This is a genomic window from Nocardia sp. NPDC049935 (assembly GCF_055586645.1).
The window spans coordinates 1,639,522-1,652,425 of sequence record NZ_JBVJHV010000001.1 but is presented as its reverse complement, the minus strand read 5'-3'; the positions used below and the strand labels follow the sequence as shown (position 1 = coordinate 1,652,425).

The window sequence follows — 12,904 nt, the reverse complement described above, 5'->3', positions numbered from 1 at the left end:
CCATGTGGAAAATCGGCAGTCCGTACGGGCCGGGCGGGAATAGCGTGGCCCGGCGGGCAGGTTGGTCTGTCCGGTTCGAGGAAAGGGGTTCGCAGGTGGTGGCGGAAACAACGAAGGCCGCCGTCGGGCTCCGCTCCGAACGCGGCGCGGTCCTCGGTTCGCTGATGCTGGCCACCGCGCTGGTGGCGCTGGACTCGACGATCATCGCCACCGCGGTGTTGTCGATCACCGACAGTCTCGGCGGGTTCGCCCAGTTTCCGTGGCTGTTCAGCATTTATCTGCTCGCCCAGGCGGTGACCGTGCCGATCTACGGGAAGGTCGCCGATATGGTCGGACGCAAACCCGTGATCCTCTTCGGTATCGCGGTCTTCGCCGTCGGTTCGCTGCTATGCGGGCTCGCGGGCAGCATGCTCGCCCTCATCGTGTTCCGGGCGATCCAGGGGATCGGCGCGGGCGCCATCCAGCCGATGACCATGACCATCGCCGGTGACCTCTACACCCTGACCGAACGCGCCAAGGTGCAGGGCTACCTCGCCGGTGTCTGGGCGGTCTCCTCGGTCGCCGGCCCGCTGCTGGGTGGTGTATTCGCCGACTATCTGGGCTGGCGCTGGATCTTCCTGATCAATCTGCCGCTGGCGGCCTGGGCCGGCTGGATGGTGTGGCGGCATTTCACCGAGACCGCGCCCCGGCACCGGCAGCGTATCGATGTGCTCGGCGCGATCCTGCTGACCGTCGGGGCGGGGGCGCTGATCCTCGGGCTGCTGGAGGGCGGCCGGGCCTGGGCCTGGAACTCACCGGCCGGTATCGCGATCTTCGCCGGCGGCGGTGCCCTGTTGCTGCTGTTCGTCGTCGTGGAACGCCGGGCGGCCGATCCGATTCTGCCGTTGTGGCTGTTCACCCGGCGCGTGGTGGTCGCCAGTTCGGCGATATCGCTGCTGGTCGGAGCGCTGCTACTCGGTCTGACCTCGTATGTCCCGACCTTCACCCAGGGGGTCCTCGGCGCCAGTGCCCTGGTCGGCGGGCTCACGGTGGGCGCCCTCACCCTCGGGTGGCCGATTTCGGCCTCGCAGTCCGGCCGGGTGTACCTGCGGATCGGGTTCCGCCGGACGGCGGTCCTGGGCAGCGGTATCGCGGTGCTCGGGACCACGGCCGCGCTGTTCATCGGACCGGATTCGACGATCGCGCAGGTCGCGGCCACCTGTTTCGCGGTGGGTCTGGGTATGGGCCTGGTGGCGAGCCCGACTCTGATCGCGGCGCAGACCGAGGCGACCTGGAGCGAACGCGGCGTGGTGACCTCGGCCAATATGTTCGCCCGGTCCATCGGCAGCGCGGTGGGGGTGGCGATCTTCGGCGCCCTGGTGAATTCCCGGATCGGCGCCACCGGGACACCGTCGCCCGAAGCGCTGGCCGACGGTGTGCATCTGGTGTTCGTGGCGGTGGCCGCTATGACGGTGGTGATGGTGGTGGCGAGCGCGCTCATGCCGGGCCGTACCGAGAGCGGCCGGTAGCGGCCCGGCGGCGCGTTCGGCTACCGGGCCCCGCGCAGCACTTCCACCCGCTCCGCGGCCTCGAATTCGATCACCTGGTGGACCCGGGATTCCCCGACCGGGCCGAGATCGGCCACCACGATCTCATCGCGGCAGTCGACCGATTCGACCAGCGCTTCGAGCGGTGTGCCGTCGGATCCGGCGATCCGGATCCGGTCGCCGACGGCGAGTTCGTCGGCCCGCACGCCGCTTTCGACGAGCGGCGCCGGGCCGTCGACGCCGCAGTAGGTGCGGCCCGCGGTATCGCCGACCCCGCGCTGGGCGATGGTCCACCAGACCGGGGCCGAACTGTCGCCCGCGGTGCGATGATGCCAGCGCAGGACCCGGTCTCTGCCGGCCTCGGCGGCGGCCCGGCTCTCGTGCACCGAGACATGCCGCGGCACCGGGGCGCGCCGCGGGCGCACGGTACCCGCGGCGCCGTCGACCACGAGCACCCAGTGAGCGGAGGCATCCTGGTCGCGCGCCGCGTTGACCCGCTTGGCGAGGGCCTGGCCGGGCGTCGCGCCCAACCGGTCGGCGACATCGGCCAGGCTCTCCGCCAGGCCGAGTGCGCGCAGGAACCCGGCGACCTCGATTTCCGCGGTGCCCAGCCGCTGCGCCAGGACGGGCATCGGCGTCCGCTCGCGCCAGGCGTCGCGCGCGATATGTTCGTGCTCGGTGAGCCAGAGAATGGACGGGCCGTGCAGATGCCGGTCCAGCACCACCGCCCACCAGTCCCATTCCGGATCCGCCGCCAGCCGGTCCCGGATCCACCCGGCCCGATCGCCGGCCCGTACCTTCTCCTCCGGTGGGATGAAATTGCGCAGCGCCGCCTGCAGAGCCGACGGTGTGCGGCCGAGTTCCGCGGCGATAGCGTCCGGCCGGACGCCGGAGCGCAGTTCCGAGGCGATGGCCCGGTATTCCGATTCGCGCCACGACGTGCCGTGCCGGCGCGGCGGCAGCAGTCGTTCGTTTCCGAATTCACTCATCACAGAACCCCCGGTTCCGAAGCGCCGGAGAGCCTGTGCCGCGACCGGTCCGCCCCGGCCGCGACCTACCCTCCGACTGTGTCCTACCTGCATGATTCTACGGTGGGGGTCCGACAGAAAACCGCTCCGCGGCGGTGCCGCGAAGCGGTTGCGTGAGGCGTGGATCCACACTGCCGCAAGCGAATCGGAACGGCCGCCGGATGCACGAGATGGATCCGGCGCGCGCGGTGACTTCCCGCGCGCGCCGGATCCGGTTGTCACGGAGTGGAATAGCCGATGAGCGCGCCCACACCCGCGCCGATCGGAATGGTGATCAGCGCGCCGACACCGCCCAGGAAGAAGCCCAGTACCGCGCCGATTCCGCCGCCGATCAGGGCGCCGATTCCGGCATTGTGCATCTTGCGCGCCTCGGTGCCCGGATCGGCCACCAGTTGGGCCACATGGTGACTCGCCGGGGTGGCCGCGCCGGGCGTCAGGGTCAGGGTGCGGCCGTCGGCGGAGATATCGGCGGCCAGCGGCGCGGTCTGCCCCGCCGCGGCGAGTCCCAGCGGCAGCGTGGTCAGCGTCCGGCCGGACGCGTCGGCCAGGGTGACCGCCGCACCGTCGGCCGTGAGCCGGAAGCTGCCGGCGTCCAGGGTGGTGGCGATCGCGGTGCCGCTCTCGTCCGGCGCGACGACGTAGCCTACCGCCTGCTCGGTGCCGCGGACGGCGATATCCGCCGCGGTCCGCGCATCGGCCGCCGCGGTACCCGTGGCCACGCCGAGGGCGCCGATGGAGATCAGCGCGGTGGCCGCGATGTGCTCGATTCTCATGATGTTCCCCACTCGATCTGCCGGCGCCCGGGCGCCGGCGGTTCCCCAGGAAGCCGGATTTCGGCCCGGAACCCATTCTCACGGAACATAATCGGACCGACAATGCTTTCGGCGGATTCCGGGATATCCGCCGATTCGCTTCCGGGGGCCACCGGAGTGCCGCTAGATATCGAGAATATGGGGGAGCCCGGCCCGGTAGCGGTCCGCGTCGAGTTTTTTCGCGGCGTCGAACGCGGGCAGTGCCACCAGCGGGAACACGGGCGCGTGCGGCGCCGGATCGCCGGCGGCGTCGATGATGGCGTTGGCGGCCGATCGGCCCGATTCGTTGGCGCTCTCCATCGTGGCGAGGTCGATATGGCTGCGGACGTGGTCGCCACCGAAGAACAGATTCGGAATGGCGCAGCGGGCCTCGGGCCGATTGTCGTAGGACCCCACGGTATTGACCAGCAGCGGGGTCGCGTTGTGGGTGGTCCCGCCCGACCAGGTGACGCCCGGATCGAGATGCCAGGAGTGGATGTCCTCGTCGCGCAGCCATCCGGTGTTGGTGTTGAGCCAGAGTTTGAGCTGCGCCCACACCTCGGCCGCGATTTCCGCTGCGCTGCACTGTTTGGCCGGCCGCTGATGAACGATTCCGGGAGTATCCCAGTCCGAGATATCGACCGAGAAGCATTCCTGGACCGAACCGTCGCCGTACTGGGCCGGGAAATCCCCCACCCACATGGGTGCCTGGCGCAGGGCGGTGAGTGCCCAGGGGGAACCCAGCGCGGCGATATGCCCCTCCGGGATATCGGTGGGCCGCCGCAGGTAGTACTGGATGCCGACCATCCAATCGGTCATCAGTTCACGCATTCCGGCGAGTCGGGGATCCGCGGCGAGGATCGCGTCGTCGAGCAGCGGCACGGTCTTCTCGACCGGCATCGCGCAGATGTAGTGGTCGGCGACCACGGTGTTCGTGCTGCCCTGGCCGTCGGTGACGGTGACCGAATCGATCCGCCCGCCGGAGTAGGACAGCCGGCTCGCGGCCGATCCCATCACGAATTGCACGCCGCGCGCCCGCAAATAGGCGACCCACGGTTCGATCCAGGCGGCGTTGGTGGGCCTGTTGAGGATCCGGTCCACACCGCCGGAGAATTCGGGAACCACGCCCGATCCGGCCAGGACCAGTGCCTCGCCGATGGTGCCGATGGTGCGGGCCGAACTGAGATGCGGTTTGGCGGCGACGGTGATCCGGGTGAGGGCGTTGACGAGGTAGGAACGGTAGGCCTGCGATTTGCCGTCGGCCCGCATGATCTGTTCCCAGGTCAGGTACTCCCACTGACCGAACCGGCGTTCGGTGCTCGAGGTGAACCACATGACCATCTGTTTGGCGAAGAACGCCAGTTCGTGCGGCGGCAGTTCCGGGATGAAGCCGAAGGCCCCGATAATGCTGTTCTGCAGGCGATCCGGAGTGAGCTGATCGATCGCGCCGAGTTCCACCGGAGCGAAGATGGGCGGCCGGTCGCGGAAACCCGCGACCGTGCCCTCCACCCGGATCAGATTGTCGAGGACCCCGTTGGGGTTGCCCGGGAAGGGAATCCGGCGCATCGTATCGGGAATATTCTGGTAGCAGCCGGGGAAGAATCGGAACCCGTGCTCGCCCGGCAGATCCGCCCGGCCGCCGGCGCCGGTCCCGGGCACGCCCATACTGCGCGCCTTACCGCCGAGGTAGGCCGGTTCGTAGACGGTGACCCGGAATCCGCGCTCGGACAGTTCGTGCGCCGCCGACAGGCCCGCCATCCCGCCGCCGAAGATCGCCACATCCTTACCGCCGGTGCGTAGGCCGGGCGTGCGGTGCCGGGGCGGGGCCGCGGCGGCGGGACCGCCGGTGGCCGCGCCTGCCGCGAGGACCGCGGCGCCGGCGAGGGCGCCGCGCAACGCGGTCCGGCGGTCGATCGAGGCTGACGTCTTCGGCAGCTGATCCGACATGGTGATCTCCTGGTCAAACGGTGGTGGACGGTGGAACGGCGAGGGGGGTTCTGCTCAGGGCGGTGCAGGAGGTGTGGAATTCCCGGGCGGTGGTGGCGATCTCGTGGGCGATATCGCGTAGGACCGGCCGCGGGTCGGCGCGGTGGTGCCAGAGGGCGCCGGCGGTGAGCCGCGCCATCCGGGCCGGGCTGTAGAGCTCGGCGGGGCGGTGGGTCCGGGAGAAGATTCCGGTGGTGATCGCGGCGAGATCGGGATCGGCGGTCGCGGCGCGGTACAGCTCCACCTCGAGGGGACTCATCGCGGTACCCCGGGCGAGCCGGTTGGTCCAGTGGTAGATCTCGCGGCATTCCAGGACGCGCCGGGTATCCCAGGCCGTGAGGGCGTTGTCCAGCGCATCGGGGTCGTGCAGCACGGGGGAGACGGATTCGGCGAGGTGGCGGCCGTAGCGCAGGGCGTCGCGGATGCCCTGGGCGGTCACCGGATCCTTGAAATGACCGGCATCGCCGGGCAGCGCCCAGCCGGGCCCGCAGGCACGGCGGAAATAGGAGACGATGCCGGTGGCCGACCGGACCCGAGTGGCCTGTTCGCAGCCGCGCAGCCGCGCGCGCAAGGCCGGTATGCGGTCGATGGCCGCGGTGTACCGGCGCTCGGCCTCCCCGGGACGTAGTGCGCCGGCTTCGGCCGGCGGCTGGACCAGACACAGCAGCAGGCCGTCGTCGCACGGGAACGCGGTACCGAGATCCGGTCCCTCCCGCCACTGGGCGGCGGTCGCGCGCCAGTCCGGGTGGGCGTCCCGCCAGTACGCGAAGTAGCAGTCGCGACCGCTGGGCTCGGATTCGTAGGGGGTTTCCGCGCCCACCAGTTTCGCCACGGTGCTGCGGCGGCCGTCCGCCCCGATCACCAGTGCGGCCCGGATCTCGGCGGTCTCGCCGTCGGTGTCGCGGTAGCGGACCCCGGCGCAGCGGTCACCGTCCCAGACGAGTTCGGTCACCCGGCTCTGCTCGCGCACCTCGGCACCGGCCGCCCGGGCGGTGCGGACCAGGGCGTGGTCGAGCCCGGTCCGGCGGACACAGAGTGTGTAGTCGATACCGTCCACCTCGGGAAACGCGGTGGCGATCGTATGCCCGGCCCCGGAGGCCAACGCGTGGGTGAGGGCGGGCGCGCCCAATTCCGTCACGGCGTCGAGTGCACCCAGCCGGGACAGTTCGGCGACCCCGGCGGGCCAGAGCAGATGAGTGGACAGCGTGTCGGAGGGGAACCGGGCGGAGTCCAGTGCGACGACCCGGTGCCCCGCGCGGGCGAGCGTCGTGGCCGCGGCCGATCCGGCGCAGCGGGCGCCGACCACGACGGCGTCCGCCTGCTCGACCGTGCGGGGGGAGTCAGTCATGCGAACCGCCTCGGTCATCGAGTCTCGGACACTGTGTCCGATCGATGGTGCGGCGCGGAGGGCGGATTGTCAACCATCCGAGCCGCACTGTCCCGCACAGTTTTCCGATCGGGCCGTTACCGGCGACGGTTGCGGTGGGTGTGCCCGCGGCCGGGGCCCGGACGGCGCCCGTGGCAGGCGACCCCGACGGTCCGGCGGGCACAATGGCGGCATGGACCTAGTGAGCCGATACCTGCCACCGCGGCCCGGCGATCCGGTGAGTGCCCGATGCCCTCGCTGACGCGGGCCCCGAAACCGGCCCGGAAACCGGACGACGACCGGCGGGCCGAATTCGAGCGCCGGGTGCTGCGCGCGGTGGAGGACCTCCTGGCCGACGGCACTCCCTTCACCGAGATCGCGGTACAGAAGATCGCTTCCGCCGCCCAGGTGGCCCGCTCGACCTTCTATCGGTATTTCCCCGATAAGAGCCGGCTGCTGATCCGGATGGCCGAACTCGCCACCGCGGACCTCTTCGCCGCCGCGGAACGCTGGTGGGGCGCCGAGCACACCGATCGCGAGGCCGGGGTACGCCGGGCGATGAGTGCGATGATCGAGGGCTTTCGCCGGCATCGCTACCTACTGCTGGCCCTGAGTGAGGTCGCCGCCTACGACCGGGATGTCGGCGCCTACTGGCGGGGCCGCGTGGCCACATTCGTGGATCTGGTGCGTATCCGGCTCGAGGCCGACCGCGCGGCGGGCCGGATCGCCGCGGACCTGGATCCGGCGGCCACCGCGCTGGTCCTCGCGGCGATGGTCGAGCGGTCCATCACCACGGCGTTCGCGGTACCCACGGGAATCGGTGACGACGAACTGGCGGTCGCGCTGGGCCGGTCGATCTGGCTGATCGTCTACGGCGACGCGCCCACCGGCGCGGGGCCCGCTCCGGCGGCCTGACCGGCGCGGATCATCGGTTCGGCGCCGGCGTGACCGGTGCGTCGGCCTCGGCGCGTTCCGCCAGCCGGCGCGCGGCGAGCACCACCGCGGCGCGTTGACCGGGGATCCGCCGGTCCGGCCCCTGCGCGGCGTGTACGGCGGTGGTCCGGGCCAGTTCGGTGAGCATGCGCAGCAGTGTCGGCGCCGCGATATCGGCGGTCACGATCCCGTCGCGCTGGCCCCGGCGGATCTCGGCGAGTTTCGGGTCGATGGTGCGGCGCAGCACCTGCTCGATATGTTCGTCGGCCGGTTCCAGATCGGCCCACGCCTGCAGCCGGGCGTTCTCCGGGTGTTCGAGGAAATGGTCGAAGAGCCGCCCGACGTAGCCCGGCAGATCGTCGGCTCGCAGTGCTGTCTCCGCGGTCGTCTGGGCGGTCCACTGTTCGGTGACCGCGGCGTACAGTTCGGATTTTCCCGGGAAGTAGGCGTAGAGCCGGTCTTTGCTGGCGTGCGCGGCCGCGGCGATGCGGTTGATCCGGGCGCCCGCTGTGCCGTACTCGGCGAATTCCGCCTTGGCCGCCGCGAGAATTCGCTCCCGGGTCGCCTGGCCTGCCGCACGCATGCCGCGATCCTATCTTGCCGAACCATCTGGTTCGGAACTATGGTCGTTGCCGAACCAGATGGTTCGCCGAATTCGTCGAGGGGATGAACATGAGCGCGGACACACCACGGTGGCAGCAGCTGCGGGAGCAGACCGAGGGCGTCTCGGTCGACGAACTGGACGATCTCTGGGCCCGGCTGCGACCGGCCCGCGCCGAGGAGATCCTCGGCGAATGGCGCGGCGATGCCTTCCAGACCGGCCATCCGCTGTGCCGGGCCCTGCCCAGGAGTCGCTGGTACGGCAAGACCTTCCACGCGCTGAACGACGCCAAACCGCTGATCTGCCGGGCCGAGGACGGCACGCTGTTCTCCAACGTCGAACTCGGGCAGGGCGAGGCCACGCTGTGGAATATCGAGTTCCGCGGCGAGGTGACCGCCACGATGGTCTACGACGGCCGCGCCGTATTCGACCATTTCAAATGGCTGGGCGACACCACGCTCATGGGCATCATGAACGGGCGGCCGGAACTCGTTCTGGCCGACGGGCAGTATTTCTACTTCCTGCTGGAACGGGTCTGACGATGCGGACCACCGCGGTACTTTCCCGCGATCCGGCCGCGCCGTTCTCGGTCGAACCGATCGAACTGGACGCGCCACGCGACGACGAGATCCTGGTGCGGATCCTCGCCGCCGGTATCTGCCACACCGACCTGGTCAACCGGGTGCTGGGCAAGGCGGACCGCCCGATCCTGCTCGGGCACGAAGGCGCGGGGGTCGTGACGGCCGTCGGGTCCGCGGTCACCTCGGTCGGGCCCGGGGATCATGTGGTCCTGACCTTCCGGCGCTGCGGTGCCTGCCCCAACTGCGCGGCCGGGCGCCCGGCGTACTGCCGGAACTCCACGGCGCTCAACCATTTCGGCCGGCGGGCCGACAAATCCGTGCGGATCACGGCCGGCGGCGCCCCGGTGCGGGACGGGTTCTTCGGACAGTCCAGTTTCGCGGGCTACGCGCTGGCGACCGAAGACAACACGGTGGTGATCGATCCGGCCGTGGACCCGGCCGTCGCGGCCGCCTTCGGCTGCGGCTTCCAGACCGGTGCGGGGGCCGTGCTGAACGCGTTGCGCCCGGCCGCCGGTTCCTGGCTGGCGATCTACGGGGCCGGTGCGGTGGGGTCGGCGGCGCTGCTGGCCGCCCGGACGATTCCGGGCGTGCGCACGGTGGTCGTGGAAACCGCGGGGGCGCGCCGCGATCTCGCCCGGGAACTGGGGGCCGACGCGGTGGTGGATCCGGACGACGGCGACACCGTGACCGCGATCCGCGATATCACGGGCGGCGGCGCCGCCCACGCCGTGGACACGACCGGTGTGCCGGCGGTGCTGGGTGCGGCGTTCGCCGCGCTGGATATCGGTGCGACGGTGGTCGCGGTGGGCCTGGGCGCCGGAGTCCCGCCCATCGATGTGCGGGATATGGTGTTGCAGGGCAAAACGATTCGCGGCTGCCTGGAGGGCGATGCGGAGCCGAAGACCTTCATCCCGCGGCTGCTGGATCTGCACGGCCGGGGCCTGCTCCCGGTGGATCGGCTGGTGGCGCGTTTCCCCCATACCGATATCGCTGCCGCCCTGGCGGCCCAGCGGGCGGGTACGGTGATCAAGCCGGTGCTGACCTGGTAGCCGGCGCGCTACCGGTTTCCGGTGGCGGAACCCCGGCCGCGTCGCCGCCGCGGGCGGAAAGCCGTTCACGTGGAGATCATCCCGGTGCAACCGCGCCGGAGTACGGTACTCGGCACCGCTACCGTGGTCCGGGGCCGCGTGCGGCTCCGGAATGCCGGAGAGAGGCCGATTGCCATGTCCGATATCCCGATTCGCGAGTACATCGCGGAGTTCCTGCGCACCCACAGCGGGCTGGAGCTGGACGAGATCCCGGCCGAGGCCACCCTCGGCGATCTCGAGGTGGATTCCCTGACGGTGTTGTCGCTCATCGTGCTGGCGGAGAAGAAGTACGGCGTCGACGTGCCGGAACGGGAGGCGGCCGCCGCCCGGACGTTCGGCGAGTTGATGAATGTACTGGGCGTGCCCGTGGCGCCGACCGGGCCCGCGCGGTGAGGCGGCGCGGGCGGACTGCCGTCACGGCACCCGGCCGGTGGTCGCTGCTCCCGGCCCCGCGGTGAGGATTCCGCCGGTGGCCGGGAACAGCGGTTAGTGGGTCAGAAGACGTCCACCCCGGTGTGCTGTCCGCCGGAGGAGTCGCCCGCGCCCGGGGTTCCGGTTCCGTCCTCGCCGGGTTCGGCGGGGGTGCCGCCGGGGGGCTGGCTGCTGTCACCGGTGGCGCCCGGTGTCCCGTCGGATTCGCCGGTGCCCGGTACACCCGGATCCTGATCGCTGTCGCCGGTGGTGCCCGGGGCCGGGTCGCTGTCGCCGGCGTCCTGCCGGCCGGGGCTGTCCGTGCCGGAGCCCTCGGATGCCGACCCCTCGGGGACGGTGCCGGACGGTGCGTCGGATTCCGGGTTGTCGGGGCTCGGCCCGAAATGCAGGACGAGCCAGGGCATCGGCAATTGCGGCTGGGCGATCGCCGTCGCCGGGGCCAGCAGAATGGCCGGCGTCGCGAGACCGGCCAGAGCGGCGGTCGCGACCGAGATGCGTCGTGCTGTTCGTGATCCCACGCAAAACCTCCCAGATGAGTGATCGGTTTTCGCCGGTGCAGAAACAGTCGGGCACCACGACGCTAGCGCGGCACGGGTGCGGCGCCGGCGGGACGTGCCCGGCGTGACGGAGCCGTCGGTGTGTTGTGACGGAGAGGTGATCCGCTCATCCGCCCCGGCGCGTACGGTCCGGACCGATTATCGGGATGCCGGACGGATGCCGGAAATTCCGGACCGGCGCGTGTCGCGTTCGCGACACGCCGCCATTTTCGGCCGCGAACAGAACTTTTCGGTGAGTCGCGCACCATTGCGCCCGCGTTTGCGCTTCAATAACCGGTCGGGTTCGGCTTTACGGAAATGGCATCCGCCGCCACCGCGTATACCGGCATCCGAGAGGGGCACGACCACAATGAGCATGATCCTCACCGCACTGCACGACGGCCTTCCGGCGCTGCACGAGTACCGGGTGCTCGCCCAGGTCGGTAATCCCAGCCCGGAAGCACCGCCGTTGTCGGACAAGATCACTCAGATGACCAGCTATCTCACCTGGTTCGTCCTGTTGTCCGGCGTCACCTCGATCGTGTTCGGCGGCGGTAAGTTCGCCTGGGAGAAGTGGAACGGCGGGACGCTGACCGCCCCGAAGCAGATCGCCGGCGCGATGCTCGGCGGGGCGGTGGCGACCAGTGCGGGCACGATCATGAACGCCATCATGGGTGGGTGACGGACGCCGGTCGGGTGGCCGGCGGCGGTGATGGTCGCGTGTGGCGCGTACGACACCGTCCGGGCCGCCCGGCCGGGGGTTGCCGGGGGTGATGCTAGATTCGGCGGCGTGCGGTCCGTTTCCTCGGGAGCGTGGTTGCGCTCGCTGCTACCGGCCATCCTGGTGATGGCCGTCCTGGGCATGCACCATCTGGCCGGTGGGCCCGATCACGCCGAGTCCGCCGCGGCGTCCGGCCACCACGGCGCGCTCGACGTCGCGGCGATCCAGGCGGCGGACCCGATGCGATCCGGAGCCGATGAGCCGTGCTGTTCCGGATCGTCGCTCCTGTCGCCGGCCGAGGCCGTGCCCGCGGTGCCGGCGCAGCCACCCCGCGACACCGCCCCGGCCGATCACGGTGCCGGACACGATCTCCTGCATCTGTGCCTGGCGATTCTCACCGCGCTGGCCGCACTGGCCTTGGCGCTGTACCAGGTTGCCCGGTGGTGGCCCGACGGAACCGCCGGGATGCGCCCGGGCGCTCGTCACCCCGCGACCTTCGCGCGACCGCCGCCGCCCGCCACGTCTGTACGCCTGGCCGCTCTGGGTGTCCTGCGGTTGTGATCGACGGCCGCCGGGCCCGGTTTTCCGGGTCGCGGTGCTGCCTCGACATTCGCGGATAATCCCACTCCCAGGAGTACACACATGATGAAGAAGAAGCCGACCGCCGCTGTCCTCGCCCTTTTCGCCTCGGCCGCCGTACTGGCCGGTTGTGGTGACGACGCCGACCACGGTGACCACGCGTCGTCTCCGGCCGTGAGCGCCCCGGCGGCGCCGGGGTCCGCGACGGCGGATGCCACCGGCGAGCACAATCAGGCCGATATCCGTTTCGCGCAGGAGATGATTCCGCATCATCGGCAGGCCGTGGAGATGGCGGCGCTGGTGCCCGGCCGCTCCACCGACCCTGCCGTGATCGATCTGGCGGCGCGGGTGCAGCAGGCGCAGGATCCGGAGATCACCGCGATGACCGGGTGGTTGCAGGCCTGGGGCGCCGCGGTGCCCGATTCGGGCGGGCACGCGGGTATGGACCACGGCGAGATGCCCGGAATGATGACCGGGGATCAGATGGCGCAGCTCGAATCCGCCACCGGCGCCGAATTCGACCGGATGTGGCTCGAGATGATGATCGCGCACCACGAGGGTGCGGTGCAGATGGCGCGGACCGAACTGGCCGAGGGTGAATTCGGTGAGGCCCGGGCGATGGCGCAGGAGATCATCGATACCCAGCAGGCCGAGATCCAGCAGATGCAGGGGATGCTGCAGGGCTGATTCCCGGGGAGCCCGGGTCGCGTCGTCGCGCGGCCCGGGCCCTGTTCCC

General features: G+C 70.7%; 14 protein-coding genes. 8 read left to right on the top strand and 6 right to left on the bottom strand.

Annotated features, from left to right (window positions below; genetic code table 11):
* Nucleotides 1-95 precede the first annotated feature (95 nt).
* Entirely contained in the window at nucleotides 96-1,508 is a 1,413-nt protein-coding gene (locus ACZ6SF_RS07560) for an MDR family MFS transporter (protein WP_466061140.1), read from the top strand.
* A 20-nt stretch (nucleotides 1,509-1,528) separates the two neighbouring features.
* Here ACZ6SF_RS07560 and ACZ6SF_RS07555 read toward each other — a convergent pair whose 3' ends face one another.
* The 4 genes from ACZ6SF_RS07555 to ACZ6SF_RS07540 all read right to left on the bottom strand — a co-directional run bounded on the left by ACZ6SF_RS07555 (nucleotide 1,529) and on the right by ACZ6SF_RS07540 (nucleotide 6,679).
* Nucleotides 1,529-2,515 carry a hypothetical protein gene (locus ACZ6SF_RS07555; RefSeq protein WP_466061139.1) on the bottom strand — a complete coding sequence of 329 codons (987 nt, stop codon included), beginning with the start codon at nucleotides 2,513-2,515 and terminating at the stop codon, nucleotides 1,529-1,531.
* Nucleotides 2,516-2,772: 257 nt separating this feature from the next.
* Nucleotides 2,773-3,327 carry a DUF8020 domain-containing protein gene (locus ACZ6SF_RS07550; RefSeq protein ID WP_466061138.1) on the bottom strand — a complete coding sequence of 185 codons (555 nt, stop codon included), beginning with the start codon at nucleotides 3,325-3,327 and terminating at the stop codon, nucleotides 2,773-2,775.
* A gap of 162 nt (nucleotides 3,328-3,489) precedes the next feature.
* Nucleotides 3,490-5,292, bottom strand: a complete 1,803-nt coding sequence (locus ACZ6SF_RS07545) for a hydroxysqualene dehydroxylase (protein ID WP_466061137.1) — start codon at nucleotides 5,290-5,292, stop codon at nucleotides 3,490-3,492.
* A gap of 13 nt (nucleotides 5,293-5,305) precedes the next feature.
* A complete protein-coding gene (locus ACZ6SF_RS07540) occupies nucleotides 5,306-6,679 on the bottom strand; it encodes an NAD(P)/FAD-dependent oxidoreductase (RefSeq protein ID WP_466061136.1) in 1,374 nt (457 codons plus the stop codon).
* 267 nt (nucleotides 6,680-6,946) lie between these two features.
* Here ACZ6SF_RS07540 and ACZ6SF_RS07535 point away from each other — a divergent pair, with 267 nt between their 5' ends.
* Nucleotides 6,947-7,612, top strand: coding sequence for a TetR/AcrR family transcriptional regulator (locus ACZ6SF_RS07535; RefSeq protein ID WP_466061135.1), 666 nt, complete (start codon nucleotides 6,947-6,949; stop codon nucleotides 7,610-7,612).
* A gap of 10 nt (nucleotides 7,613-7,622) precedes the next feature.
* Here ACZ6SF_RS07535 and ACZ6SF_RS07530 read toward each other — a convergent pair whose 3' ends face one another.
* Nucleotides 7,623-8,213, bottom strand: coding sequence for a TetR/AcrR family transcriptional regulator (locus tag ACZ6SF_RS07530; RefSeq protein ID WP_466061134.1), 591 nt, complete (start codon nucleotides 8,211-8,213; stop codon nucleotides 7,623-7,625).
* Between the two features lie 83 nt (nucleotides 8,214-8,296).
* On the opposite strand from ACZ6SF_RS07530, the gene ACZ6SF_RS07525 reads away from it, so the two are divergent.
* The 3 genes from ACZ6SF_RS07525 to ACZ6SF_RS07515 all read left to right on the top strand — a co-directional run bounded on the left by ACZ6SF_RS07525 (nucleotide 8,297) and on the right by ACZ6SF_RS07515 (nucleotide 10,293).
* A complete protein-coding gene (locus ACZ6SF_RS07525; protein ID WP_466061133.1) occupies nucleotides 8,297-8,770 on the top strand; it encodes a DUF4334 domain-containing protein in 474 nt (157 codons plus the stop codon).
* Between the two features lie 2 nt (nucleotides 8,771-8,772).
* A complete protein-coding gene (locus ACZ6SF_RS07520; protein ID WP_466061132.1) occupies nucleotides 8,773-9,861 on the top strand; it encodes an NAD(P)-dependent alcohol dehydrogenase in 1,089 nt (362 codons plus the stop codon).
* A 174-nt stretch (nucleotides 9,862-10,035) separates the two neighbouring features.
* On the top strand, nucleotides 10,036-10,293 hold the full coding sequence (locus ACZ6SF_RS07515; RefSeq protein ID WP_466061131.1) for an acyl carrier protein: 258 nt from the start codon (nucleotides 10,036-10,038) through the stop codon (nucleotides 10,291-10,293).
* A 101-nt stretch (nucleotides 10,294-10,394) separates the two neighbouring features.
* On the opposite strand, the gene ACZ6SF_RS07510 is transcribed toward ACZ6SF_RS07515, so the two are convergent.
* Complete coding sequence (locus ACZ6SF_RS07510) at nucleotides 10,395-10,850, bottom strand: hypothetical protein (RefSeq protein WP_466061130.1); 456 nt, start codon at nucleotides 10,848-10,850, stop codon at nucleotides 10,395-10,397.
* 388 nt (nucleotides 10,851-11,238) lie between these two features.
* Here ACZ6SF_RS07510 and ACZ6SF_RS07505 point away from each other — a divergent pair, with 388 nt between their 5' ends.
* The 3 genes from ACZ6SF_RS07505 to ACZ6SF_RS07495 all read left to right on the top strand — a co-directional run bounded on the left by ACZ6SF_RS07505 (nucleotide 11,239) and on the right by ACZ6SF_RS07495 (nucleotide 12,855).
* Nucleotides 11,239-11,550 carry a hypothetical protein gene (locus tag ACZ6SF_RS07505; RefSeq protein WP_466061129.1) on the top strand — a complete coding sequence of 104 codons (312 nt, stop codon included), beginning with the start codon at nucleotides 11,239-11,241 and terminating at the stop codon, nucleotides 11,548-11,550.
* Between the two features lie 108 nt (nucleotides 11,551-11,658).
* Complete coding sequence (locus ACZ6SF_RS07500; protein WP_466061128.1) at nucleotides 11,659-12,150, top strand: hypothetical protein; 492 nt, start codon at nucleotides 11,659-11,661, stop codon at nucleotides 12,148-12,150.
* 81 nt (nucleotides 12,151-12,231) lie between these two features.
* Entirely contained in the window at nucleotides 12,232-12,855 is a 624-nt protein-coding gene (locus ACZ6SF_RS07495) for a DUF305 domain-containing protein (protein WP_466061127.1), read from the top strand.
* The last annotated feature ends 49 nt before the right edge of the window (nucleotides 12,856-12,904 follow it).

What these genes read in the sequence shown, in the direction of transcription:
- ACZ6SF_RS07555 (WP_466061139.1), bottom strand. Translation starts at nt 2,515, where the DNA reads ATGAGTGAATTCGGAAACGAACGACTGCTGCCGCCGCGCCGGCACGGC.
- ACZ6SF_RS07550 (WP_466061138.1), bottom strand. Translation starts at nt 3,327, where the DNA reads ATGAGAATCGAGCACATCGCGGCCACCGCGCTGATCTCCATCGGCGCC.
- ACZ6SF_RS07545 (WP_466061137.1), bottom strand. Translation starts at nt 5,292, where the DNA reads ATGTCGGATCAGCTGCCGAAGACGTCAGCCTCGATCGACCGCCGGACC.
- ACZ6SF_RS07540 (WP_466061136.1), bottom strand. Translation starts at nt 6,679, where the DNA reads ATGACTGACTCCCCCCGCACGGTCGAGCAGGCGGACGCCGTCGTGGTC.
- ACZ6SF_RS07535 (WP_466061135.1), top strand. Translation starts at nt 6,947, where the DNA reads ATGCCCTCGCTGACGCGGGCCCCGAAACCGGCCCGGAAACCGGACGAC.
- ACZ6SF_RS07530 (WP_466061134.1), bottom strand. Translation starts at nt 8,213, where the DNA reads ATGCGTGCGGCAGGCCAGGCGACCCGGGAGCGAATTCTCGCGGCGGCC.
- ACZ6SF_RS07525 (WP_466061133.1), top strand. Translation starts at nt 8,297, where the DNA reads ATGAACATGAGCGCGGACACACCACGGTGGCAGCAGCTGCGGGAGCAG.
- ACZ6SF_RS07520 (WP_466061132.1), top strand. Translation starts at nt 8,773, where the DNA reads ATGCGGACCACCGCGGTACTTTCCCGCGATCCGGCCGCGCCGTTCTCG.
- ACZ6SF_RS07515 (WP_466061131.1), top strand. Translation starts at nt 10,036, where the DNA reads ATGTCCGATATCCCGATTCGCGAGTACATCGCGGAGTTCCTGCGCACC.
- ACZ6SF_RS07505 (WP_466061129.1), top strand. Translation starts at nt 11,239, where the DNA reads ATGAGCATGATCCTCACCGCACTGCACGACGGCCTTCCGGCGCTGCAC.
- ACZ6SF_RS07495 (WP_466061127.1), top strand. Translation starts at nt 12,232, where the DNA reads ATGATGAAGAAGAAGCCGACCGCCGCTGTCCTCGCCCTTTTCGCCTCG.